Consider the following 25,397-nt stretch of genomic DNA (forward strand, 5'->3'; position numbering starts at 1 on the left):
CTCCTTGCATATTTGATTCTGTTTCCTCCTGCAGTATCTCATACAAATGCATCTTCATGTTTACAGCTGTGTTCTTCCTTCCAATGCACGCAGAAGTGTCACTTCATCGATGTACTCCAGATCTCCTCCTACCGGTACCCCGCTTGCGATACGGCTCACTTTAATTCCGGTCGGCTTGATCAGTTTACTGAGGTACATCGCTGTTGTCTCTCCTTCCAAGCTGGAATTCGTGGCGATGATCACCTCATCGACATCCCCCTGAAGCCGTTCCATCAGTTCCTTTAATTTAATATCTCCCGGTCCGATCCCAAGCATCGGAGAAATCGCACCGTGAAGAACATGATAGACTCCATTATATTTTCCTGTCTTCTCATAAGCCGCCAGATCTCTGGTCGTCTCCACGACCATGATTGTCCTCTGATCTCGCTTATTACTTCCGCAGATCGGGCAAAGTTCCTTGTCTGTCAATGTACAGCACTGCGCGCAGTACCTTACATTATTTCTCGCCTCCACCAACGTAGATGCCAGCCGCTCCACCTGATCCTTCGGCATATTAATAATATGAAAAGCCAGCCTCCCGGCTGACTTTGCACCAATTCCCGGAAGTCTTGACAGCTCTTCGATCAATTTACTGATCTGACTGCTGTAATAGTCCATATCCTCCGCTCCTTCTTACACTAAAATGGAAGTCCCGGCATTCCTCCGCCAAGACCGCCTGTCAATTTTGACATTGCTGATGCTGATTCTGCCTCCACTTTACGGAGCGCCTCATTTGTTGCAGCAACGATCAGATCCTCTAACATCTCGATATCATCAGGATCTACCACTTCTTCCTGTAATTTCACTTTCAAGACTTCTCTTGTACCGGAAACAGTCACTTCTACAGCGCCTCCTCCTGCTGTTGCTGTAAATTCTTTCGACTCCATTTCCTTTGCCTGTTCTTCCATCTGGCGCTGCATCTTCTGCGCCTGCTTCATTAAATTCGCCATGTTCCCCGGCATTCCTCCGCCCGGAAATCCTCCACGTTTTGCCATAATCATATCCTCCTTAATCTTCGACCGTAATTTCCATATGAATCACATCTTCTATATCCACAAAACTATCCTCGAACCTTCTTCCATCGTCTACCTGACGGACATCGAGCGTCACTGTCTTGCCGATTCTGTTTTCAATCAGAGCTTCCAGCTCCTTCTTATGTTCTTCTGTCCCCACAACATTTGCAGAAATCTCATCCGGCAGTACAACTAACAGCCGGTCGTCTCCGCCGAGACTTAGCTTCGCATACTTCAGATAATTGCGCAGCATCGGCGATGCCTCATTGGCAATTCCTCTAAAGTTCTGCACTACTTCCCGCACGTCATCCGGGATTGCTTTCTCAAGCTTCGGGCGCTCAACAAGCCCCGCCTGCTTCTCCTCCTGCACGTAAACAACTCTCTGCTCTCCCTGCATCGAAAAATCTGCTTTCTCCACCTTCTCTTCCACTGCACGGATCCGGTCGAGCAGGCTATCCTGCGTCGTCTCCATTGCCGGTGTACAGAGCTTGATCAATGTCACCTCCAGAAGCACTCTCTTCTGTGTGGCGTATTTGATCTGATTAGACAAATCTGAGAAAATACGGATATACCGAAACAGCATATCACTTTCAATCATCTTTGCCTCTTCCTTCAACTGAATTAAGTTCTCTGTGGAAACATCCAGAACATCTTCCATATTATCAGAACTTTTCACAAGAAGCAAGTTCCTTAAATACCATGTAAAATCTGCCACGAGCTGTGTCAGTTCTCTTCCCTGCATGACCAGTTCCTCTACCGTCTGAAGAACCCCTGCCACATCCCGCGCCATGACCTGTCTAAGCATCCTGCTGAAAATATCTGTGTCCACTGCGCCAAGTACTTCCAGCACATCATCATACTTCAATTTCTGTCCGAGATAGAATGCGATACACTGGTCGAGGAGACTTAGCGCATCACGCATAGAACCGTCCGCTGCCTTCGCAATATAGCGGATTGCTTTCTCTTCTACTTCCACATGCTCTGTCTCCATCAGCTGACTCATTCTCGCCGCGATCGTATCGATCGTGATCCGCTTAAAGTCATACCGTTGACATCTGGACAAAATCGTAATAGGTATCTTGTGTACTTCTGTTGTAGCCAAAATAAAGATTACATACTCCGGCGGCTCCTCCAGTGTCTTTAGCAGTGCATTGAACGCACCGATGGAAAGCATATGCACCTCATCGATGATATATACCTTATACTTTCCTTCCGTTGGACGATATGCGACTTCCTCACGAATCTCACGGATATTGTCGACACCATTGTTCGATGCCGCATCGATCTCGATCACATTCATCGATGTCCCTTCTGCAATCTTCTGACACATCGCGCATTGCCCGCACGGGCTTCCGTCTACTGGATGCTCACAGTTTACGGCCTTCGCAAAAATCTTCGCCACACTCGTCTTTCCGGTTCCTCTTGTCCCACAGAAAAGATAAGCATGTCCGATCCGCTCTGCCTTTATCTGATTCTTCAATGTCTGTACGATATGATCCTGCCCCTTTACATCCTCAAATCCACCCGGGCGAAACTTTCTGTACAATGCTGTATATGACATATTTTTCTCTCCTTATCTTCCTGTTGGTGTTTCATTCTTCTATATTCCGGAAAACAATCTACCGTTCCCTTTTGTATTTCCTGTAACCTCTGCTATTTATCACCGAAACTGATTCCTGTAATCTTCGCCTCCTGGACAATGCCGGAATCCGGCTGCACCGTCTTCAGCTTTCCTGCCACTTCCTTCAGCGGCACTTTTGTCGTCTCCCCGTTGCGGATTCCGACCATATAACCATACTGTTCTGTCATGATCAATTCCGCTGCCGCTGCTCCGAGTCTTGTCGCAAGCACTCTGTCATATGGGCAAGGAGAGCCTCCCCTCTGCGTATGTCCCGGCACTGTAATCCGGATTTCCTGACCCGTACGTTCTTTTAATTCCTCTGCCACCTCGTAAGCGATGGACGGATACTTTCGATTTCTTAATTTCTCTTTGTATTCCTTCTTAGAAAGCTTTGCATCCTTTTTGGAAATGGCACCTTCTGCTACCGCAAGGATTGTAAAATGCTTTCCTGCCTCTGTCCTTCTCCGGATTGCTTCTGCCACAACCTCAATATCATATGGGATCTCCGGAATCAGGATAATATCCGCTCCTCCTGCAATTCCTGCATGAAGCGTCACCCAGCCAACTTTGTGACCCATCACCTCGACAATGAAGATTCTGCTGTGGGATGTAGCAGTTGTATGAATACAGTCGATGGTATTTGTCGCAATGTCTACCGCACTCTGGAATCCGAACGTCATATCCGTTCCCCACAGATCATTATCGATCGTCTTCGGAAGTGTAATGATATTCAACCCTTCCTCCCTCAGAAGATTCGCCGTCTTATGCGTCCCGTTTCCTCCAAGGATCACAAGGCAATTCAAGTTCAGCTTATGGTAAGTGTGCTTCATCGCTTCCACTTTATCCAGTCCCTTCTCATCCGGAACCCGCATGAGTTTAAATGGCTGTCTCGATGTCCCAAGGATCGTTCCACCCATCGTGAGGATCCCCGAAAAATCTTTCGGAGTCAACATCTCAAAATTAGCATAGATCAATCCTTTATAGCCTTCTTTGAAGCCATAAATCTCCACGTCCTTGATCTTTGAACAAATACCCTTTACCACACCACGCATCGCCGCGTTCAGTGCCTGGCAATCGCCACCGCTTGTCAACATTCCTATTCTTAACATACAAGCCCTTCCTTTCTATGGAAATATTTCCATCCCTTCCGATTCACAGTCACTATTTCTCAACAAATATAGTATATCTTATTTTTCAGGTGCTAACAACAAAAAAATGCGGTATACTATATGAAGTACAAATCATCTGTTACTATTTTAAACCATTGCAAGGCAGAAAGGAAAAGACTGTATTTCTCCCTTTTTCTTTGCCTGACAATGTACATTATTTATAAAAAGGAGTCTTACATCATGGAAAGAAATGAATTATGCTGGTGCGGCAGTGGCAAAAAGTATAAACGCTGCCATATGGCGATGGAAGAAAAAATGGAGCAACTGAGGGAAGCCGGACACATTGTCCCGGGAAGAGAACTGTTAAAGACACCCGCTCAGATTGAAGCAATCAAAAAAAGTGCCGAATTAAACACCGCTGTGCTTGACCACGTTGCCAAACACATCCACGCAGGCATGAGCACAGAGGACATCGATGTACTCGTACACGATTTCACCGTTTCCCACGGTGGCATTCCGGCTCCGCTTGGCTATGAAGGATTCCCGAAAAGTGTATGCACTTCTCTGAACAACGAAATCTGTCACGGAATCCCGGATAAAAATGTCATCCTTCAGGAAGGAGATATCATCAATGTCGACGTCTCTACAATCCTTGACGGTTACTTTTCAGATGCGTCCAGAATGTTTAAAATCGGAACCGTCAGCGAACGGGCCGAGCGGATCGTGCGCGTAACTGAAGAATGTGTAGAACTTGGCTTAAAAGCGGCAAAACCTTGGGGACACCTCGGAGATATTGCCGATGCAATCTACACGCACGCACAGAAAAACGGATATTCTGTCGTAGAAGATATCGGCGGACATGGAATCGGACTGGAGTTCCACGAAGAACCTTTTGTTTCCTATGTAACCCCAAAGGGATCTGAGATGGTCCTTGTTCCGGGTATGATGTTTACGATCGAGCCGATGCTCAATGAAGGCAGCCCTGATTTCTTCGTCGATGAGGATAATGACTGGACGGTCTACACGATTGACGATGGACTTTCCGCACAGATTGAATATATGGTGCTCGTCACAGAGACTGGAATCGAAGTGCTGACAAAATAGCAAGCAGCTGTTTTACAAGTTTTTAACACAATACATACGACAAACTTAACATACAATACTTACACTTTATCATTGTAATTTCAAAGGAGGAATCGCCATGCCTGCAGCTTATGCACACTACACATTTGGAAAAAAAGTCCTTGCAAATATAGAAAATCCGGATATTCGGCGTATCATCACAGAACACCGTGCACTTTTTGACATCGGACTCCACGGTCCTGACATTTTATTCTTTTACAGACCGCTAAAGAGCAATCCAGTCAGCAAAGCCGGGCACTTGATGCACGCAGAAATTGCTGCTCCTTTCTTCCGACAGGCAAGACGTGTCATCAACCGGAGTAATGACAGAGAGGCATCCATTGCTTATATTCTCGGATTTATCTGCCACTACTCTCTCGACAGCGAATGCCACGGATATATCGGAGAGATGACAGAAACCGGAATCTCTCATACGGAAATTGAGACTGAGTTTGACCGGAGTATTCTTCTCCACTGTAAGAAAGATCCCATCACAACGAAGACGCTTTCTCACATCCAGGTAAGCAAAGAAATTTCTAACTGCATTGCACAGTTTTTCCCTGCAATTTCTGAGAAAGAAATGTTCGAAGCATTAAAATCATTCCGCTTTTATAACAACTTTCTGATCAGCCCTTGCAAAGTGCGCCGCGCAGTGATCAATGCTGCCTTTCGGCTCAGTGGAAGTTATGAGGAACTTCATGGTCTTGTGATGAACTTTCATCGCAATCCGGATTGCGCACCGATCTGCCGCAGACTCAGCCACCTGTATATCGAGGCAATTCCGGTAGGTGTACGCCTGACCGAAAGCTTTTACAATGCACTTTCTACCGGAGAGCCGCTGGAAGAGCGGTTTGACAGAAACTTTGAATAACAATTTAACAAAGGAGAGTCCCCTATGGACAAAAATCAACTGACAAAACTGGAAAAATACTGGATCCTCTATGATATCGGAAATTCTGCATTTGTCCTTCTGGTATCAACGATCATCCCAATCTATTTCAAAAACATTGCATCTGCCAACGGAATTTCCCTTTCGGACTCCACCGCCTACTACGGATACGCTGTGTCTCTTTCGACACTGATCGTCGCAGTCATAGGTCCTGTACTCGGCACGATCGCAGATACAAAAGGCTACAAGAAACCACTTTTTACCTTCTCCATGATGGTCGGTGTCATTGGCTGTGCTGCTCTTGCTCTGCCGTCCTCCTGGATCTTCTTTCTGGCTGTTTTCGTAGTTGCCAAAGTTGGATTTGCTTCCAGTCTCATTTTTTACGATGCGATGTTATCAGATGTCACTACTGATGACCGGATGGATAACCTCTCCTCTCTCGGCTATGCATGGGGCTATCTCGGAAGCTGTGTTCCATTTATCGCAAGCCTTATCCTTGTGCTGTTCGCAGAGCCGATCGGACTGTCGACTGCTGCGGCAACTGCAATTGCATTCCTCTTAAATGCTGTATGGTGGCTGGTCGTGACGCTGCCGCTTTTAAAAAATTATAAGCAGATCTACTATATTGAACCTGTACGCTCTCCGATCAAGAGCAGCTTTCAGCGCTTCGGAAATATCTTCAAAGAATTGCGTGAGAATAAAACCGTCTTTTATTTCCTTCTCGCCTTTTTCTTCTATATTGATGGGGTGTATACGATCATTGAGATGGCAACCTCTTACGGAAAAGATGTAGGAATTGACGACAGCAGCCTGCTTCTGGCTTTGCTCCTTACGCAGATTGTTGCCTTTCCATTTTCGATCCTGTTCGGAAAACTGACGAAAAAATATCGCACGACAGATCTGATCTCTATATCGATCGTAGGTTATATCGGAATCGCTGCCTTCGCCCTGCAGCTGGATAAAACATGGGAATTCTGGTTCCTTGCTGTGCTCGTAGCAGTCTTCCAAGGGGCAATTCAGGCACTCTCCAGATCTCATTTTGCCCGGATCATTCCGAAGAACAAGTCGAGCGAATACTTTGGAATCTATGATATTTTCGGTAAAGGCGCATCCTTCCTCGGCACAATGTTGATGGGAATCACAACCCAGCTTGCCGACAACTCCAAAGTCGGTGTAGCCGTAATTGGAGGAATGCTCGTACTCGGATTTATGATCTTCCACTTTAAGTGCAGGAATGTTGAGACAAAATACTCTGAAAGCGTCTCATGACCCAACAACAGAAAAAGCAAATAAAAAGAAAAGGGATTTTCGATAATAATGATAATTTTTATCGGCAATCCCTTTTCCTTTTGCTAAGACAACATTTCCACTGACAAAGAAAAAAACATGTACCAACTGTACATGTTTCTCCAAAGCGGGTGATGGGAATCGAACCCACGTATCTAGCTTGGAAGGCTAGTGTTCTACCATTGAACTACACCCGCATCTGCTATAAAATTGTGATACTGCTTTGGCTTTCACCAAAGCGGGTGATGGGAATCGAACCCACGTATCCAGCTTGGAAGGCTGGTGTTCTACCATTGAACTACACCCGCACAGTGCCCAGAGCCGGAATCGAACCAGCGACACGAGGATTTTCAGTCCTCTGCTCTACCGACTGAGCTATCTGGGCAACTCAGTATTGCGCTAACAACAAAAATTATTCTATACTAAGTTTTCGGATTTGTCAATACATTTTTAAATTTTTCTTCACTTTTTTGCATGAAGCGATTCTTTAGAATTTTTGAAACGTTTTGCTATAAGGAAGCTTCTTCTCTTCACTTATAGCAAAACTGATTCAAAGCCCTTTTATTCCTCCCCATATATCATAATTTTCTCTAAACTTCCCTAATTTCAAATAATCTTGAAAAGAAATCTCCCTGCTGCTCTCTTGCAACTCCCGGAAGTCCTGAGGAACAGTCAGATACGCTCAATCCTGCATACATTAATTCATCACCGTAATGCTCCCCGCAATCTATTTTTGCACCAAAGCATTCTTTTACCTGATATTTCTTTTCCGGATCCAATCCCTTTAAGTAAATTCGCTCAAACTTCCCGTGTGACGGCTCTAACACCCGAAAATATGCTGCAAATGCAGTATCTTTCTCCTCTGATACAACTTCCCACGCAGAACTGTTATTCTCAAATGGACTTTGCAGTCGATAAAATGTTCCCTGTTGGAGCAGCTTTCTATTTGCCTTCATAAATTTCACTTGAACTTTCATCTGATCCAGTTCTTTCTCCGGAAGTTTTGTAATATCAAGCTCATAACCAAATGTTCCAAAATAAGCAACATTTGCTCGAATATCCAACGAAGTATTTCGAAACACCTGATGATTCGGTGATGCCGATACGTGGCTTCCGATACTGCTGAGCGGGTAGACGTAAGAAGTTCCATACTGAATCTTAATTCGATCCACTGCATCTGTATTATCCGAAGTCCATGCTTGCGGCGCATAGTAGAGCATTCCCGGGTCAAATCTTGCTCCTCCGCTTGCGCAGGATTCAAACAAAACTTCCGGAAATTCCTGTATTAGCCGTTCATACAAATCATATACTCCCAGAATATATTTATGTCGTACTTTTCCTTGATAACTCTTGCCGTTTCCATTGGAAAACACTTCCGAAAAAGAACGGTTCATATCCCATTTCACATAAGAAATCGAGGACTCGCTTAGAATCTTCTGCATTTTTCTATGAATATGGTCCACCACTTCTTTTTTAGAAAAATCAAGAATATACTGATTCCGACTGTGACAGTAATTCCTTCTGATATCTGCCAAAAGCCAGTCCGGATGTTCCCGGAACAGATCACTGTCCTTGTTTACCATTTCCGGCTCAAACCAGAGCCCAAACTTCATTCCCATCTCTTCTATTTTTTTTGAAAGTCCGGCAATTCCATCCGGCAATTTTTCTAAATTTGGATACCAATCTCCCAGAGAACAATTATCCCAGTTTCTCTTTCCAAACCATCCATCATCAAGGACAAACAGTTCTATCCCGATTTCTTTTGCTTTCCGGGCAATCTGCAATATTTTCTCTTCATTGAAGTCGAAATAAGTAGCCTCCCAGTTATTGATTAGAATCGGTCTTTCTTTATCCCTCCAGATTCCTCTTGCAAGCCGTGTACGATACAGTTCATGATACGTCTGACTCATTTCATTCATACCATGTTCGCTGTATACCATCACCATTTCAGGTGTCTGGAATATTTCCCCTTTTTGCAGCTCCCACCGGAACTCATTTGGATGAATCCCCATCACGACTCTTGTTACATCAAAATTATCCACTTCTACCTGCCCGATAAAATCTCCGCTATATACCAGGCTGAATCCTAAAACTTCTCCCTGAAATTCATCTGCATTTTTACGTTTCAAAATAAAAAAGGGATTAAACTGATGACTGCTGCATCCACGCATACTATATACACTCTGTATTCCATATGTCAATTCCCGACTATGTGGATGGCGCTCCCTATTCCATGATCCGGCGAACTCAATCATCTCATACTCTTTGTCAGGAAGATCCAGACAACCACTCATACAGTTTAACAATGTAATTCCCTCAGGATGTTCACACTCAAACCGCACATGCTTCGTAATCACTGGTCTCTGTGAAAAAATCGTATACGATAAAATAATCTTTGTATGGATCTGTTCATCCTCCAGTGTAATTTCAAGCGTCTTCGCCTCATCCTCATTTTCTACGTATACTGCTGGAAGTCCTTCCAGCTTTCTTTTTCCTTTTATGATTTCATGTGATTGATATTTAAAATCAACCGCCCGACTTCCATCTTCCCGTTCTAATTCAAATGCTGGATAACGGGTGTCTCCCGAACCAAATGTCGGATATTCCTGTTTTAAATGTTCCAGAGAGAATGTACTGTCCCCCTCAAAGGAATACGGAGCCATATCTCGTCTTGCATATTCGACAAGATCTTCAAAACTTTCCTTATCTGTAAGTTTTTTGCCATAATATACATGACCCAGCTGACCATTTTTCAAAACTTTTATAACATAACTAATCTTTTCATTATAGAGATGAAACTCTTTTGATGTGTGATGAAACTTAATTGCCATATGTAATACCTTTCTCCCAATTTTATAATTTACCACCGGATGTCGCAATTCCCTCAATGAACTGTTTCTGGAAAATCAGATATAACACAATCATAGGTATACATGCGATCATAGATGCTGCCATCAATTCCGGAAAATTTGATGCAAACTGTCCCTGAAGTTTTGCCAGTGCTGCTGCCAGAGGCATAGAATTCTGTTCTGTATTAGCAATCAACGGCCACATTAAATCTTTAAATCCAAACAGTGCGGTAAAAATTCCAAGCGCGACCATAGAAGACTTGGTCAATGGCATCATTACATGCAAAAATGTCTGTCCGATATTACACCCATCCAGTCTTGCTGCTTCCTCCAACTCTTTTGGAAGCCCCATATAAGCCTGACGCATAAGGAACGTACCAAACGCAGTTACAAGTCCTGGAAATACAAGTGAAAAAATCGTATTCAACATTCCCATCTTACTTACCATCAAATATTGTGGAATAATAAAAATCTGTCCCGGAACCATCATTTGGAACAACACAAGTCCAAAACAAAAATCTCTTCCTTTAAATCTCAATCTTCCAAAAGCATATCCCGCCATTGTTGCCGTTAACACTGCACAAATAATTCTTCCAAGAATCATTAAAAGTGTGTTCACATATAACCTCACAAAATCCATTTTTTCTGCAACACTCACGAAAGATTCTGTTCTCCACTCTGACGGAAAAATTACAAATGGATTCATCTGCATTGCTTCTGTATTCGTTTTAAATGCTGTCAATATCATCCATGCAAAGGGAACCAGCATGATAATGGCTCCAATAAAAAGCACAAGATGTTTTGTAACTTTTAATGTTTTTTCCCTTCTTCTCATCTTGCCTGTCCCCCCTTAATTATAATGTACCCATTTTTTCTGTGCGACCATCTGAATCACAGTAATAACCATAATAATCATAAGTAGCAACACTACAATTGCCGAACCATATCCCTTATTATTCTCCACAAATGCATATCGATAGAATAAATATACGAGTGACTGTGTCTTCGGAAGCGCTTGACTACTCTTATCAATCATCATAAAGATGGAATCAAAGACCTGCAGTGATGCAATTACTCTTGTTACAACTACAAAAAACATCGTTGGGGAAATCAAAGGAACCGTAATCTTAAAAAACTGTTGAAACGCATTTGCTCCGTCAATCTCAGCCGCCTCATAATAGTCTCTTGGAATTTCCTGAAGTCCCGCCAAAAAAAGTACCATATTGTATCCAATTACTCCCCAGATTCCAACTACTGCAATGGAATAAATCGCAATGTTCGGATCAGATAACCAGTGTACTGATTTCAAACCTATACTGTTTAAAATATGATTGAGCAGGCCAAACTCGGAATTAAAAAGCCATTTCCACACCATAGCCACTGCCGCAGGCGCTACAACCATCGGAAGAAAGTAAATTGCCCGATATGTCGAACGACCTCTCATCTTCGAATTCAACATAACTGCGATGACCAGTGCAATCGCAATGGAAAACGGAACTTCCACAATCGCATATTTAAAAGTATTAATCAATGCCTGCCAGATACTGTCATCTGCAAACAACCTCTGATAATTTTCTAGTCCAATAAAAATATTTCCTCTTCCAAATGCTCCGGTCTTAAAAAAGCTTTGCCAGATTGTCTGGATGATCGGAATGATGTTTAGAATCATCAATCCTGTCATAGTGGGAAGAATAAACATCCATCCCCACAGAAATTCTGAACGCGCCCGTTTCGTGACTCTCTTCTTTTCTTTTCCTTTCCCCATAAAATCTACCTTCCTATTTTTAATAAAAGGGTATCCCACGAAAGAGATACCCTAAATCCTTTATTGCTCTTCTGCCAAGAATCCATTCATTTGTTCTGCAAACTCTTTACATACTGTTTCCATCGGCTCTTCACCGCTGAATCCAGCTACCATTTCCTCTAACATTGCCTGAAACCATACCTGTGTATTCTTAGAGCTTGGATATGATTGAGCATCTTCCATCATGTCTAAGTAAGCCTGCATGTTGAAATTCGGCTGTGCCTTTGCCCATCCATCAGATACACCCTCGTATGCAGACATTGTAACACCGAGGTCTGCCTGTTTCGTCTGTGCTTCTTTGGATCCAAGATATTCAATCAACTGCCATGCTTCCTCTGTATGTTCTCCTTGTGCAGAAGCTGCCCATCCAAGTCCGTTTGTAATTGATTTTGTTCCTTCCGGTCCTTTTGGAAGTGGTGCGATATCGCAGTTTTCCTTAATGTAATCATTGTTAGCCATCTCGGATACCATCCATGATCCTTGGAATGTCATCGCAACTGTACCAGATTCCATTAACGTAGAAGTTCCATTTTCGGATAATACACTGTACTCCGGCATAGATCCATCTTTGATAATATTCTCAATAACCTGCATTCCTTCGATTGTTTTTGGATTATCAAATCCTGAAGTTTTCTTATCTTCACTTAACACTTCTCCACCGTACGCATAGATTGTGCTATACCATGACTCCTGATATGCCCCTGGTGTAATTGCAGTTCCATACTGATTTTTTTCCGGATTTGTAAGTTTCTTTGCAATCTCTCGGAAGTCATCCCATGTCCAGTCTGCAGATGGATATTCTACTCCAGCTTCATCAAACATTGTCTTATTATACCATACAGCACATGTGTCGATATCCTTTGGAATCGCCAACTGATCTCCCTTATCATTCTGATAAATATTTACGATACTTTCTGGATAATTAGCAAGGTCAATCTTATCACTCTTCTCAATTTTATCTGATAAATTTAATAAAATATCATCATATTGTGCATAAGTCGCTATCTGGTCCGAGTGCATCCAGAATACATCTGGCATTTCTCCTCCAGTTGTTGCCGCCTCCAACATTGTCCAATAATCCTTCCATGGTGTCACCTGGATATCCACCTCAACTCCCGTTTTCTTTGTGAAGTCATCCATGATTTTTTTCAACCCTGGTTCCTGATTGCTGTCCCAAATTGCCACTGTCAGTTTCGCATCTTTGCTACTTGTCTTTTCTTCTGTTTCTTTTTCCTTTTCTTTTCCCCCACACGCGGTCATAGATAATGCCATTACCGATACCATTGCCAATGCTACTACTTTTTTCAACTTCATAAGACTTCCTCCTTATACTGATCGCGATTCAAATTTTTATATTCTTCCGGCCTTTTCTGTACTTAATTATAGACTTATTTTCTGTAATCTTGAATAGTATAATGTTTTTTTCACATGTCTTTTTGTTGTATATTTTCTGTGTTTTAAATTTATTATTGTGCATTTTATACAATCAGACTCTATTTCTTGTTTTTCCCCTAGCTGTTTCAAAATCTTTATATAATATAATTATAGTGCAATGTATCTTTACAGTATATATTTTCAGTTTTTTTATCTTTTATTTTGTCAATTCTCATTTACAATAGCTACTTATAAATGATAAAATAATGAACATTAATACATAACACTTTTATTGAGGTGAATTTTTTATGAGTAGAGACAATAGTTACCGAAATGTTGCAGGATTTCGCTGTCTAGAGTTAGTTGACCGTCAGACAGAAGATCTTTGTCTGACACGCTGTGGCATCCAGCAATGCCCCCCTGACCATCGATGGGGACCAAAATCAAGACCACAATACCATATGCATTTTGTTTTAGAGGGCAGAGGCTATTTTGAAATCCAAGGCAAAATTTATCATCTGAAACGTGGCGATATTTTTCTGATTCCACCAAACACTCTTGCCTCCTATCATGCAGACAGTTCTGATGCATGGCACTATGCTTTTGTCAGTTTTGTTGGAACAAATGCAGAAAAATATGTTCGACAGGCAGGATTTGGCCCACATACTTTTATCCGCGACTGCTACTTTCCACCAGAACAATTCAGCTCGCTGATATATGAAATGCTGGAGGCACATCAACTTACAATCACAAACGAATTGAGAAGAATCTCTCTCTTATTTCAATTATTCTCTCTTCTCACAGAATCTTATCAGTCTGTAACCCCCTCCTCCAAGCAAACTCATTATGATTACTGCAGTGATGCATATTTAGAACATGCCCTTCAATTTATCCAATTTAATTATAACCGTAATATTCAGGTAGCTGATATTGCAAATTATATTGGTATTACCCGTTCTTATCTGTTTAATATCTTTAAACAGAATCTGAATATGGCTCCAAAAGAATACCTTCTTCATTACCGTATGGATAAGGCCAAACAGCTTTTAGACGAAAGTTCAGACACCATTTCCGATATCGCACAGCATATCGGTTACAAAGATCCTTTTACCTTTTCGAGAATGTTCCATAATATGACCGGAATGTCCCCTTCCGAGTATCGACGCACAAAATCAAATTCCTAATCAGATTATAAAATATTATACATTGTATTCACCTTTGCAACTAAAAAAATTCCGAAGAATTGACATAAAACTTTATCATTCTTCGGAATTTTCTATAATCTAAAATCAGTGTGAACTACTTTCCTTCTACCTGCACCTTCCATGCCTTTTTCTTTTTTCGTGAGGCTCTGGCTTCTCTTGATCTGTTCCTGACAGCTCTTTCAGCAAGTCTCTCATTTCCTTCATCGACATATTCTTCACTTCTTTTGCCGTAATTCTCGGATCCAACTCCTGAATTTCTAAAAACACCTTATATTTCCCACAGGAAAGTCCTGCTTCGTGCGCATTCTCTACTTCTTCAGATTTTACATAATAGCAATAAATATTTTCGCTTTTGTTTGTACAGCCCTTTATATGATTCAGAATTTCTTTTGATTGTATTTGATCATCCCCGACAACCGAGACAGTCATAATTTCATCTGATGCCAGCAGCGATACGATTTTCTCCTGTTTCATAATCCGTTCTACTGCTTCGGAATAATTCAGAAACTTTACGTCAAGAGATTCCAACAATTCTTCGCCATCCCGATTGTAACTTTCCACTGAGATCACACGATTAAATCGATTAAGTTCCAACTCCACAGACGGATTGATATCGATGCTGATTTCTGCTGTCGGTTCAAAATAGAGCCAATGTCCTCCAAATACAAAAACAAGTATGCACAAACAAACCGGAACAACCTGCCGGTAATTTATCTTTTGTTTTCTGCTGACACTACTTGTTTTTTGAGAAAGAAACTCTTTTGTTTTCTTTTTCAGCTGATCCTCTGCCCGTATCTGACCAAAAGCTTCTTTCAATTGCTCATTCATACTCATCATTCATCACCTTCCAGTTTTTCCCGAAGCATTTGTTTCGAACGCGTCAAAAGTGTATAAACCGTGTTTACCTTTTTATTGAGGATATCCCCAATTTCAGAAGCAGTATATCCCTCGTAATAATGTAGATATACCACATCCCGATACTTCTGAGGAAGTGACAGCACCGCCTCCAAAACTTCCCTGTGGTCTTCCCGAATTTCCGCCGGCTGATCCAGAATGTCATCTAACGATATGACGCGACTGCGGAAAAAGCTTTTTAGAAAATCTTTACAGGCATTGATCGTAACACGAATGAACCATGCCTTCTCGTGTTCTTCATTTTCAAATGAAACAGAACTAAGGACATACTTCAAAAACACCGTTTGAAATATGTCCTCGGTATCTGCATAATTTTTTAAATGTATCATGCAAAGTCGCCGAATCATATCTGAATATTGCTCGACTACTCGATTTACATCTTGCTCACCTTTCATGAGTTTTTCACCTGCTACTTATTTTGTCTTGCCCGACATCCTTTTCCCTGTCTCATTCCCTTTCCGTCTGCCTGCGCTTTCTCTTGGCCAGATTTACAATGATCACAGATTTTATCACCATCAGCATCTACAAAATTTTTCCCATTCTCACATCTACAAAAGTGATCTGCACTATTGTGATCACAAATTTCATTTTGCTCTTCATCCACATAGGAACAGACCACTTTTGCATTGTCACAGATTCCATTGCCATCGACATCTGTAAAATTTCTTCCTTTTGCCTGTCCAGCAGCAAAGACACTCGCTGTCCCTGCGGAAACTACGATTATTGAAGTCAAAATACCAACTGTTGTTTTCTTTATACTCATAACGAAGTCCTCCCATACTATAAATGTAATAATTACGTTTCACTTATAATACGACTGTCAGGCAAAAATCCATTCAATATTTTTATTTTTTCTATTTTACATACTTTTTAGTTCTTTCCTCCCGGATGGCCATGCCAAAATTCATTTGCTTCCTATAGTCTTCTTAACTTTTCCAGTAGTTTCTCCACCTCTGCAAATGTCAGTTTTCCACCGCCAAATGCGGTCAGTCCACGCAATGGCATATATCGCATCATGGCTTCCATCATATCTCCGGTTCCCTCTCCAAGAGAATCTCCTTGCATTCCATCAAAAACAGAAATTGCTCCCATTGCTTCTGCCATAACTTCCTTCGCACCCGGAATTGTCATGATATCACCAAACATGGTATCCATAGTCAGTTCTGGTCTTTTCTGTGTTGTAGAGTGAACTTGAACTTCCTGATTTGCCAGAATGTTTCTGGAAGACTGCCCCAACGCAATCCGATAGCTTCCACTCTCTACATTCCATGCATGCAGATCTGTGTCATAGTAAGCAAATGCACGTTTCCCTAATGTAAATGTAACGGTCTTTGTCTCTCCCGGATGTAATCCAATCTTCTCAAACCCTTTTAACTCCTTGACCGGACGGATCACATTTCCTTTCGGAGGCATCACATAGAGCTGTACCACTTCTTTTCCGAAACGATCTCCGGTATTGGTCACATCTACCTGCACAGTCAGTGTCTCTGTGTCGTTCATCTCCGTCTTGTCTAACTTCATATTGCTGTAAGCAAATGTCGTATAACTCAGTCCGTGTCCAAATGGGAATAAAACATCCATCTCTTTTGTATCATAATAGCGATAACCGACGAACACACCTTCTCGATACTCTACTTTATTTCCTTCTCCTACGTAATATAAGTAAGATGGATTGTCCTGCAGTTTCAATGGAAATGTCTCTGCCAGATGTCCACTCGGGTTTACCTTGCCGTAAAGCACATCCACAGTCGCTCCGCCGACTGCCTGTCCGCCAAGATACACTTCCAAAATGCCTTTCACTTGATCTGCCCAAGGCATTTCCACCGGAGACCCATTGTGAAGGACTACCACTACATTTTCATTGACTTTGCAAATTTCCCGGATCAGATAGTTCTGACATTCCGGAAGGCGCATATGCTGTCTGTCATAGCCTTCGGACTCAAATGCATCCGGCAGTCCTGCAAAGATCACAGCAACTTCTGCTTCTTTTGCCGCACGCACTGCCTCTGCCACGAGTTCTTCATCAACCTGATCTTCCTTCGTGTCATATCCTTTCGCATATACAACCGGATATCCTGCTGCCATCTCCAGCGCAGATTCTGTCTGAGAGGCATTGATATGTGAACTTCCACCACCCTGGTAGCGAGGTTTCTCCGCAAATGCTCCGATAAATGCCGCCCTTCTCTCTTCTGCGAACGGAAGGATTCCGTCATTTTTCAGAAGTACTATACACTCAGAAGCTACTTTTCTCGCAAGGGCATGGTCTGCCTCACGGTCAAACACTGCTGTTGCATCCCGGTTCTCCTCAAAGCGATATACGATGTTCAGGATCCGTTCGACTGCCTGATCAAGCACCTCCTCTGCAAGTGTTCCAGTTTTGACTGCTTCTACAATCTTTTTGTCATTTAATCCAAAGGAAGTCGGCATTTCAAGGTCAAGTCCTGCTTCCAGATCCGGCACTCTGTCATTGACTGCACCCCAGTCACTGACAACAAATCCGTCAAATCCCCATTCATTTCTAAGTACTTCTGTCAGATAGGTTTTGTTTTCTGCCGCATAAGTTCCATTGATCTTGTTATAAGAACACATGACTGTCCACGGTTTTGCCTGTGTCACTGCTCCCTCAAATGCACCAAGATAAATCTCTCTCAGCGTTCTCTCATCTATTTCCGAGCTCGAAGTCATTCTTCTGTGCTCCTGATTATTTGCAAGAAAATGCTTGATGCTTGTTCCGACATTCTTACTCTGTACCCCTTTGATCTGACTTGCCGCAATCTCTGACGCAAGATAAGGATCTTCTGAGAAATACTCAAAGTTCCTTCCACAGAGCGGAGAACGCTTAATATTGACCGCAGGTCCTAAAATAACCCCGACTCCCTCTGCCTGACATTCCTTTCCCAGCGTCTCTCCTACTTTGTAGAGAAGCTCTCTGTCAAAAGAAGCGGCGGTCGCACATCCGGCCGGAAAGCAGACTGCTTTGATACTTTCATTGATTCCCAGATGATCTCCACTCTCATCCTGTTTCCGGAGCCCATGAGGTCCGTCACTGACCATCATTGCCGGAATTTGCAGCCGTTCTACTGCTTTTGTATGCCAGAAATCCTGTCCGGAACAAAGTCCCGCTTTTTCTTCCAGTGTCATTTTTGCAACTAATTCTTTTACGTTCATACGATTTCCTCCAATCTGATCGAATACACTCTGTTTTTTTATTATACTACCGCATACACTTTTTTTGTAAGTCCTTATCCTTACTTTTATATAGGTCGATTTTATCTTTTGGGAATTGTTTTTCGATTGTTTCAGGCAATTTCCTGTGATATTATAGAGAATATGTGAAAAGAAATGAAAATAAAAAAGCTGATCGTAAATACTCTTTCATTTTTTATAAAAAAGGAGGAACTTCCTATGTCAACAGAAATTTCCGCTGCACATGAGCACATTGAACTTTCCCACAATTTGGATATCCGCTTTGATCTTTTTCATGCATCAGATATCTACATTATGCCTCACTGGCACAATGCACTTGAGATTAATTTTGTTCTGGACGGCACTTTTGAGGTGACTGCCGATGGTCAGACTTTCCTTCTGCAGTCAGGAGACTGTATCATTATCAATTCCAAAGTAATACATGCCACCAGATACGTGAAGAATACCAAAAGTCTTCTTATACAGATTCCATATCCCCTTCTCAAAAAATACATTCCGGATATGCCAAAGATTTTTTTCGATGTACCTGTCTTTGCACAAGACCGCGAAACGAAGGCGAAACTAGATACACTCAAAACAATCCTGCAAAATATGATCTCAGCTACCGACAAAGCATCCTTATCTTCTGCCAATACACTCCGTTTTCAAAGCCTTCTGTTTGATTTTCTCTATCATCTTTACAGAGATTTTCGCCGGGAGCTGCCGCTTCGCTTTACCGACCGTCGTTTTAAAAGTCTCTCTCTTCTAGAGCCGGTGATCGAATACACTAAGCAGAATTACCATTTGCAGATCTCTATTCCGGAGATTTCAAATATTGCCTCTCTGCAACCCGAATATTTCTGCCGCTTTTTCAAAAAGCATATGGGGTGCACTTATTTGGAATATATTAACGAAATTCGCCTTTCCCATATTTACCAGGATCTCACCTCCACAGATTACCCTCTCTATCAGCTGTTGGAAATCCATGGGTTTAAAAATTACAGAGTATTTCGCCGTATGTTTCACGAACATTTTCACACCACTCCCGGCGCACTTCGAAAAGAACTAAAAGGTCAAAACCAGTAAAAAAAGATTCTAATGATTTTTCCACAAAAAAAACAGCAGGACACTTGTTAAAGTTGTTCCTGCTGTCATTTATCTTTTTGTTTTTCCATTTGCTTATGCCCCATCCTATTTGTGATCTGGGACATAAGTTCTTCCGTCTAAAGTACAAGCATATGCTTCTAATGCATCTGCATTTTCCATAATAAATGCTCCGATTTTTGCCCATACAGACATTTTCTTTTCTACCTTTTTCTCAGCTTTATTGTTTACATATACGTTCTGATTGTTTAATGCGATTGTTGACATAATAATCTCTCCTTTATTTTAACTTTTATAATTAACTTTTCCTTGCTACGTGTATTATGTTATCATACTATTATATTGCTTTTTAGATATAAAATTGACTACTTTTAGGTCAAAATTGACATAAGGAGATATTATCACATGATTGCATTTAAATATAAACAATTATATAACGTGGACGATACTGGAATTGCTATCAAGTATTATACAGAGAGAGGTTACTATACACCGCCTCACTGGCATTCTCCACTGGAACTGATCTTCGTATTAAACGGTTCTGCCGAGATGAGCATCAATGGGCACAGACATCTCGTTGTTCCGGGAGATTTTGTCTTAATTGACTCCAATCAGATCCACGAATCGAAATGTGCCACAATGACAATGGGGCTCTGCATCCACTATTCCCGTCAGCATTTACAAAAATATATCCCTGATCTTGACCATCTGAACCTACAGTTCAGCCGGGATCTCCTCGTCAAAGAGAAGCTCGATATCTATCTCCAGATCTGCGAATTGCTGAAAAAGCTTCCTCCACTCTATGTCCAGCAGCCTCTTGGCTACCGCCTCGAATGTGAGTCCATCGCAATGGAAGTTCTCTATCTGATCCTGACACATTTTGCCCGCCCTGCCGAAGAATCACTGATTCCTGAAAATATCGGGAGCCTTGACCGATTGAGTGCGATCACTTCTTATGTAGATGATCATTACAGCGAACCAATCTCCCTTGAGAAAGCTGCACAGAAACTGGGGCTAAGCCGGGAATATTTCTGCCGCTTCTTTAAACAGAGCCTCGGTGTGACGTTCACGCGGTACGTCAACCAGATCCGCCTGATTCATATTTACCATGATATCTGCAACACGGAGGACGGTATCATGGAAATTGTGGAACGGCATGGATTTACAAACTACAAGCTGTTCAATAAGATGTTCAAAGAGATCTACGGATGTACACCGCGGGAAATCCGGCATAAGCTTGCGACAGAAAAGTAACCTCCTATTACCTATTACAAAGAAATGCCGTAAACGCCGTCTGACATTTATAATTGAAAAGTATTCAAAGGTGTTCAAAATAAATGAGATTAAAAAAAGAAGAGAGAAACGCGATAAAATCAACGTTTCTCCCTTCTTTTCAATAATGCCGCAGACCGGAATCGAACCGGTACGGGAGTATAAGTCCCGCAGGATTTTAAGTCCTGTGCGTCTGCCTGTTCCGCCACTGCGGCATACTAAATATTTACTTATTCCATTTAAGAAAATCACCAGCCAACCGCACATTTGCAGCCAACCGTGCCAGTTTCGTTTACGAAACTGTGTACATCATCATCATTCATTTAAAATACAAAGTATTTTAAATGGATGGAGAAGGATTCGAACCGTTTTGGTTTTAGCAAACCGGTTACTTTACCTTTTCCTTATGATCAATGGATGGAGAAGGATTCGAACCTTCGAAGGCGTTGCCAACAGATTTACAGTCTGCCCCCTTTGGCCACTCGGGAATCCATCCATTTTCTTGAAGCAAATTGCCTCAACTAGTATATATTTATATCATATCTGTTCTGAAAATGCAAGCAATTTTTTATCATTTTTACATCCTTCTGTTTGTATGCTATACTTAGCTTATCTTAGCAAAATCATTTTCCAATTTTGTAAAATATCATTTTTTCATAGGCACGGAAATCCGCGACTCCTTCCTCCGTGCCTGTTATCGCGGATGATCTGGAGGAATGGCAAATGTCTAATATTACGAAATACGCGCTGGAAGCATCATTAAAAAAACTCTTATTAAAAAAACCCCTCGACAAGATTACGATCAATGATCTCACATCAGACTGTGGAATCAGCCGCATGGCATTCTACTATCATTTTAAGGATATTTATGATCTTGTAGAATGGTCATGCCTGGAAGATGCAACGAAAGCACTTCAGGGAAAGAAAACTTATGACACCTGGCAGGAAGGACTTCTTCAGATTTTTGAAGTCGTTTTTGAAAATAAACCTTTCATCCTAAATGCTTACCGCTGCCTCAGCCGGGAACAGATTGAAAATTATCTCTTTCACCTTACTTACGAGCTGATCGCCGGTGTCGTCGAAGAGCAGGCCGCCCAGACACCAATCTCTGAACATGCAAAGAAATTTATTGCTGAATTTTACAAATACAGCTTTGTCGGTCTTATGCTCGACTGGATCAAACAGGGCATGAAAGAAAATTATGAAGAAATCGTACATAATATCTGCGTTACCATGCACGGAACAATTGCAAATTCCATTCATAATTTTACAAAACAAGGGGAATGATAAAAAAATAATCATCTCCCTCTCTTTGTAAATTGCCACAAAAGAAAAGAACGTCTATGCTGAAAGTACAGAAGAAAGCAATGTAGTTATTTCAGAAAGGTGGTCATCTATATGGCAAAGAAAAAATTAGCGATCGGTGTTGCCTCCGCAGTTGCCGCAGGAGCAGGCGCCGCCATTTTATTAAAGAAAAAATCCGATGCAGAATCTCACACTGCTTCCTCAAAAAGTGTTTCCAAATCTTCCGACTATCGGAACACAGAACGAGGCAAGCATGAAAAAAACAGCAAAGGAATCTACTATTCCAACGGAAATTATGAAGCGTTTGCACGTCCGGAAAAACCTGACGGAGTTGACGAGAAACACGCTTACATTGTAGGAAGCGGGCTCGCAGCACTCGCAGCCGCATGCTTTCTCGTAAGAGATGCCCAGATGCCGGGACCTCATATTCACATTTTAGAAGCGATGGATATTGCAGGAGGAGCCTGCGACGGAATTTTCGATCCTTCCCGCGGCTATATCATGCGAGGCGGCAGAGAGATGGAAGATCATTTTGAATGCCTTTGGGATCTCTTCCACAGTATCCCTTCTCTTGAGACCCCTGGCGCTTCTGTTCTTGATGAATATTACTGGCTCAACAAGCATGATCCGAACTATTCTCTTTGCCGTGCAACCGTACAACGCGGAAAAGATGCACACACAGATGGAAAATTCAATTTAAGTCAGAAAGGTTGCATGGAGATCATGAAACTGTTTATGACAAAAGACGAAGATCTCTATGACAAAACCATCGAAGATGTCTTTGATGACGAAGTTTTCAACTCTACCTTCTGGCTATACTGGAGAACGATGTTCGCTTTTGAAAACTGGCACAGTGCATTAGAAATGAAGCTGTATTTCCAGCGCTTCATTCACCATATTGCAGGACTCCCTGATTTCAGTGCGCTGAAATTCACAAAATACAACCAGTACGAATCTCTGATTCTTCCAATGCAGAAATATTTGGAGAATGCAGGTGTCGACTTCCAGTTCAACACTGAAGTAACGAATGTTGTCTTTGAATTTAAAGATCATAAGAAAATTGCATCCGCAATTGAATGCAAGGTAAAAGGTGTCGAAAAGGGAATCCTGCTTACAGAGAACGATCTTGTCTTTGTGACAAACGGAAGCTGTACCGAAGGAACGATTTACGGTGACCAGAACCATGCACCAAATGGCGATGCAGAAGTACGCACAAGTGGATGCTGGAACTTATGGAAAAATATCGCACGGCAGGATCCATCTTTTGGACATCCTGAGAAATTCTGCTCTGATATTTCCAAAACAAACTGGGAATCTGCGACGATCACAACACTGGATGATAAGATTATTCCTTACATCACAAAGATCTGTAAACGTGATCCAAAGAGTGGAAAAGTCGTAACCGGAGGAATCGTGAGCTGCCAGGATTCCAAATGGCTCATGAGTTGGACCATCAACCGTCAGGGACAATTCAAAGAACAGGATAAAGATAAAGTATGTGTCTGGGTATATGGACTATTTACCGATGTTCCGGGAGATTTCGTCAAGAAACCGATGCGGGAATGTACCGGAAAGGAGATCACGGAAGAATGGCTGTACCATATCGGTGTTCCGGTAGAACAGATTCCTGAACTGGCAGAACAGAGTGCAGTCTGTGTTCCGACAATGATGCCGTATATCACTGCATTCTTCATGCCTCGAACAAAAGGAGACCGTCCGGATGTCATCCCGGATGGATGTGTAAACTTTGCATTCCTTGGACAGTTTGCCGATACTCCTCGCGACACGGTATTTACAACAGAATATTCTGTTCGTACTGCGATGGAAGCCGTATACGGTCTTCTCGGCGTAGACCGTGGTGTACCGGAAGTATGGGGCAGTGTCTACGATATCCGCGACCTGCTCGACAGCTCTGTCAAGCTCATGGATGGAAAATCCCCTCTCGACATTCAGCTTCCGGGACCGTTAAATGCACTGAAGAAACCACTGATCCGTGTGATAAAAGGAACGGTAATTGAAAAATTACTCAGAGATCATGACATCCTGACAGATGAAATGTAACTTCGTTCTCCCCTAAGCACTGCTTCAAATACTATCTAAATAAAAAAATACGTCTCCGCAGAAATTGTGACTGCCTTATGTGAAAATCACAGCATTTCTGCAAGACGTATTTTTTTCTGTTATTGGAAAGTCGCCTGATCGGCGTAATTTACTGCAATATAGCTCTTTCCTCTGTTGATCTTAATTTCCTTCCCATTCTGATCATAAAATTTCAGCCTGGACTGCTCATTTTTTTCTTCCTTTGACCAGTGAATTTTCTGCACACCACCGTTGGAAATATAGTATCCAACCGAATCGCTGGCACCATCCCAGTCTACCTCTTTATGTCCAATCTCATCTCTCACTGTAATCGATGTTTCCAGAACAAATACGTTTGTAAATGCAAGCTGCTCTCCAGTATTTCCATCGATCTGCGGTTTTCCATTTAAGTCTTTGACATATACTTTTTTTGCTTCATCATAAGTAAGTGTCGCTCTGGCAGCTCCAAAATTAATATCTACTTTCTGACAATCCTCTCCGTCCGGTTTTACCTGCTCATTGAGTCCGTAAAACGAAAAAGCTGCATCCTTCTTATCTTCCTCGATATCCGTTCTCAATCCTCTGGACTGCACGACACTGGCAAACTGAGTACCATCAAAATATCCTGTATGCTCGAGATCATATCCTGCACTTAGACGTGCCTGATCTCTTCCGAACAGACCGCTTCCATCACTGATTCCATCAATCTGGTCCAGATTCAGCGAAGCAATGTATTCTCCGATTGTGTCATCGCTTCCCCAGTTGACATAAAAGGCATCGAATCCTTCTGACAGCGCCGGAAAATATGCGCGGCAGCTTCGGATCGCACAGATTTTCGGGACAGCCGTATAATCACCGTACAGCGCCATAAATCTTGTCGCATCCCCCTCTACCGGGATTTCAAAAATAATATCTGCCTTTCCGACCCCATACTGCGGCATCGCCGGATCCACGTTATTGACCATGACTGCCACTGGACGTTTCCCGATCGCACCCTCTGTCAGATCCAAAACTCCGGTCAGAAGATTCTGATTTGCGGGAATCTCCTCCGACGATGCACGCTCCTCTGATCCTTTCGTATCCTCACTCTTCTGCTCTTTTGCATCCGACTGGCCTGCCTTTACAGATTCCTCCTGTTGTTTCCCACTTTTTCCACATCCCGGAATAACCGCGAGCATCAGGCACATGGACAATAGCAACATTCTCTTCTTCATACGACTTCCT

Annotated in this window: 22 protein-coding genes and 5 tRNA genes; 8 read left to right on the plus strand and 19 right to left on the minus strand. The window is 42.3% G+C overall.

The features are described from left to right. Positions 1-60: 60 nt before the first annotated feature. The 4 genes from recR to EDD74_RS03200 form a co-directional block, all read right to left on the minus strand. Positions 61-657, minus strand: coding sequence for a recombination mediator RecR (recR, locus tag EDD74_RS03185; protein ID WP_008977554.1), 597 nt, complete (start codon positions 655-657; stop codon positions 61-63). A 20-nt stretch (positions 658-677) separates the two neighbouring features. Beyond that, positions 678-1,034 (minus strand): YbaB/EbfC family nucleoid-associated protein, encoded by a 357-nt coding sequence (locus EDD74_RS03190; RefSeq protein ID WP_009263727.1) that lies wholly within the window; start codon positions 1,032-1,034, stop codon positions 678-680. A gap of 13 nt (positions 1,035-1,047) precedes the next feature. Then, positions 1,048-2,613 (minus strand): DNA polymerase III subunit gamma/tau, encoded by a 1,566-nt coding sequence (dnaX, locus tag EDD74_RS03195; protein WP_116440905.1) that lies wholly within the window; start codon positions 2,611-2,613, stop codon positions 1,048-1,050. 92 nt (positions 2,614-2,705) lie between these two features. Then, a complete protein-coding gene (locus EDD74_RS03200) occupies positions 2,706-3,782 on the minus strand; it encodes a 6-phosphofructokinase (protein WP_008977557.1) in 1,077 nt (358 codons plus the stop codon). A 240-nt stretch (positions 3,783-4,022) separates the two neighbouring features. Between EDD74_RS03200 and EDD74_RS03205 the strand changes: the two genes are divergently transcribed. The 3 genes from EDD74_RS03205 to EDD74_RS03215 all read left to right on the plus strand — a co-directional run bounded on the left by EDD74_RS03205 (position 4,023) and on the right by EDD74_RS03215 (position 7,062). Continuing rightward, positions 4,023-4,886 (plus strand): methionyl aminopeptidase, encoded by an 864-nt coding sequence (locus EDD74_RS03205; RefSeq protein WP_116440906.1) that lies wholly within the window; start codon positions 4,023-4,025, stop codon positions 4,884-4,886. A 97-nt stretch (positions 4,887-4,983) separates the two neighbouring features. Continuing rightward, positions 4,984-5,775: a zinc dependent phospholipase C family protein gene (locus EDD74_RS03210; RefSeq protein ID WP_008977559.1), complete on the plus strand. Its 792-nt coding sequence runs from the start codon at positions 4,984-4,986 to the stop codon at positions 5,773-5,775. Between the two features lie 24 nt (positions 5,776-5,799). Then, the gene (locus tag EDD74_RS03215) at positions 5,800-7,062 is read left to right on the plus strand and encodes an MFS transporter (protein ID WP_008977560.1); all 1,263 of its coding nucleotides are present in this window, start codon (positions 5,800-5,802) and stop codon (positions 7,060-7,062) included. A gap of 144 nt (positions 7,063-7,206) precedes the next feature. On the opposite strand, the gene EDD74_RS03220 is transcribed toward EDD74_RS03215, so the two are convergent. The 7 genes from EDD74_RS03220 to EDD74_RS03250 all read right to left on the minus strand — a co-directional run bounded on the left by EDD74_RS03220 (position 7,207) and on the right by EDD74_RS03250 (position 13,047). Further along, positions 7,207-7,277 (minus strand) — tRNA-Gly (locus EDD74_RS03220). Positions 7,278-7,317: 40 nt separating this feature from the next. Then, positions 7,318-7,388, minus strand: a tRNA-Gly gene (locus EDD74_RS03225). Between the two features lie 4 nt (positions 7,389-7,392). Then, positions 7,393-7,465 (minus strand) — tRNA-Phe (locus tag EDD74_RS03230). A 205-nt stretch (positions 7,466-7,670) separates the two neighbouring features. Continuing rightward, on the minus strand, positions 7,671-9,911 hold the full coding sequence (locus tag EDD74_RS03235) for an alpha-galactosidase (RefSeq protein WP_116440907.1): 2,241 nt from the start codon (positions 9,909-9,911) through the stop codon (positions 7,671-7,673). 22 nt (positions 9,912-9,933) lie between these two features. Next, positions 9,934-10,764 (minus strand): carbohydrate ABC transporter permease, encoded by an 831-nt coding sequence (locus EDD74_RS03240; protein ID WP_116440908.1) that lies wholly within the window; start codon positions 10,762-10,764, stop codon positions 9,934-9,936. Between the two features lie 15 nt (positions 10,765-10,779). Beyond that, complete coding sequence (locus EDD74_RS03245) at positions 10,780-11,694, minus strand: carbohydrate ABC transporter permease (protein ID WP_116440909.1); 915 nt, start codon at positions 11,692-11,694, stop codon at positions 10,780-10,782. Positions 11,695-11,754: 60 nt separating this feature from the next. Continuing rightward, a complete protein-coding gene (locus tag EDD74_RS03250; RefSeq protein ID WP_116440910.1) occupies positions 11,755-13,047 on the minus strand; it encodes an ABC transporter substrate-binding protein in 1,293 nt (430 codons plus the stop codon). 368 nt (positions 13,048-13,415) lie between these two features. On the opposite strand from EDD74_RS03250, the gene EDD74_RS03255 reads away from it, so the two are divergent. Continuing rightward, a complete protein-coding gene (locus EDD74_RS03255) occupies positions 13,416-14,291 on the plus strand; it encodes an AraC family transcriptional regulator (RefSeq protein WP_016441182.1) in 876 nt (291 codons plus the stop codon). Positions 14,292-14,417: 126 nt separating this feature from the next. Here EDD74_RS03255 and EDD74_RS03260 read toward each other — a convergent pair whose 3' ends face one another. From EDD74_RS03260 to EDD74_RS03275, 4 genes are all read right to left on the minus strand, one after another. Further along, positions 14,418-15,149 (minus strand): anti-sigma-I factor RsgI family protein, encoded by a 732-nt coding sequence (locus EDD74_RS03260; protein WP_242990021.1) that lies wholly within the window; start codon positions 15,147-15,149, stop codon positions 14,418-14,420. Then, positions 15,146-15,622 carry an RNA polymerase sigma factor gene (locus tag EDD74_RS03265; protein ID WP_008977562.1) on the minus strand — a complete coding sequence of 159 codons (477 nt, stop codon included), beginning with the start codon at positions 15,620-15,622 and terminating at the stop codon, positions 15,146-15,148. Before EDD74_RS03265 ends, EDD74_RS03260 begins: the two co-directional genes overlap by 4 nt. A gap of 14 nt (positions 15,623-15,636) precedes the next feature. Continuing rightward, the gene (locus EDD74_RS03270; RefSeq protein WP_116440911.1) at positions 15,637-15,990 is read right to left on the minus strand and encodes a hypothetical protein; all 354 of its coding nucleotides are present in this window, start codon (positions 15,988-15,990) and stop codon (positions 15,637-15,639) included. Positions 15,991-16,142: 152 nt separating this feature from the next. Beyond that, positions 16,143-18,395 carry a glycoside hydrolase family 3 C-terminal domain-containing protein gene (locus EDD74_RS03275; protein WP_116440912.1) on the minus strand — a complete coding sequence of 751 codons (2,253 nt, stop codon included), beginning with the start codon at positions 18,393-18,395 and terminating at the stop codon, positions 16,143-16,145. 237 nt (positions 18,396-18,632) lie between these two features. Between EDD74_RS03275 and EDD74_RS03280 the strand changes: the two genes are divergently transcribed. Next, complete coding sequence (locus tag EDD74_RS03280) at positions 18,633-19,499, plus strand: AraC family transcriptional regulator (protein ID WP_016441185.1); 867 nt, start codon at positions 18,633-18,635, stop codon at positions 19,497-19,499. 105 nt (positions 19,500-19,604) lie between these two features. Here EDD74_RS03280 and EDD74_RS03285 read toward each other — a convergent pair whose 3' ends face one another. Beyond that, positions 19,605-19,784, minus strand: a complete 180-nt coding sequence (locus tag EDD74_RS03285; protein ID WP_008977566.1) for a hypothetical protein — start codon at positions 19,782-19,784, stop codon at positions 19,605-19,607. Positions 19,785-19,922: 138 nt separating this feature from the next. On the opposite strand from EDD74_RS03285, the gene EDD74_RS03290 reads away from it, so the two are divergent. Next, positions 19,923-20,771 (plus strand): helix-turn-helix transcriptional regulator, encoded by an 849-nt coding sequence (locus tag EDD74_RS03290; RefSeq protein ID WP_116440913.1) that lies wholly within the window; start codon positions 19,923-19,925, stop codon positions 20,769-20,771. 146 nt (positions 20,772-20,917) lie between these two features. On the opposite strand, the gene EDD74_RS03295 is transcribed toward EDD74_RS03290, so the two are convergent. Both EDD74_RS03295 and EDD74_RS03300 read right to left on the minus strand, forming a co-directional pair. Beyond that, a tRNA-Leu gene (locus EDD74_RS03295) sits at positions 20,918-21,004 on the minus strand. A gap of 199 nt (positions 21,005-21,203) precedes the next feature. Then, positions 21,204-21,285, minus strand: a tRNA-Tyr gene (locus tag EDD74_RS03300). Between the two features lie 227 nt (positions 21,286-21,512). Here EDD74_RS03300 and EDD74_RS03305 point away from each other — a divergent pair. Together EDD74_RS03305 and EDD74_RS03310 are read left to right on the plus strand one after the other, a co-directional pair. Then, complete coding sequence (locus EDD74_RS03305) at positions 21,513-22,076, plus strand: TetR/AcrR family transcriptional regulator (protein ID WP_116440914.1); 564 nt, start codon at positions 21,513-21,515, stop codon at positions 22,074-22,076. Positions 22,077-22,187: 111 nt separating this feature from the next. Continuing rightward, positions 22,188-24,155 (plus strand): oleate hydratase, encoded by a 1,968-nt coding sequence (locus tag EDD74_RS03310; protein ID WP_008977576.1) that lies wholly within the window; start codon positions 22,188-22,190, stop codon positions 24,153-24,155. 119 nt (positions 24,156-24,274) lie between these two features. On the opposite strand, the gene EDD74_RS03315 is transcribed toward EDD74_RS03310, so the two are convergent. Further along, positions 24,275-25,387: a DUF3048 domain-containing protein gene (locus tag EDD74_RS03315; RefSeq protein WP_116440915.1), complete on the minus strand. Its 1,113-nt coding sequence runs from the start codon at positions 25,385-25,387 to the stop codon at positions 24,275-24,277. Positions 25,388-25,397 lie beyond the last annotated feature (10 nt).

The sequence above is a fragment of the Faecalimonas umbilicata genome, assembly GCF_004346095.1.
GTDB lineage: Bacteria > Bacillota > Clostridia > Lachnospirales > Lachnospiraceae > Faecalimonas > Faecalimonas umbilicata.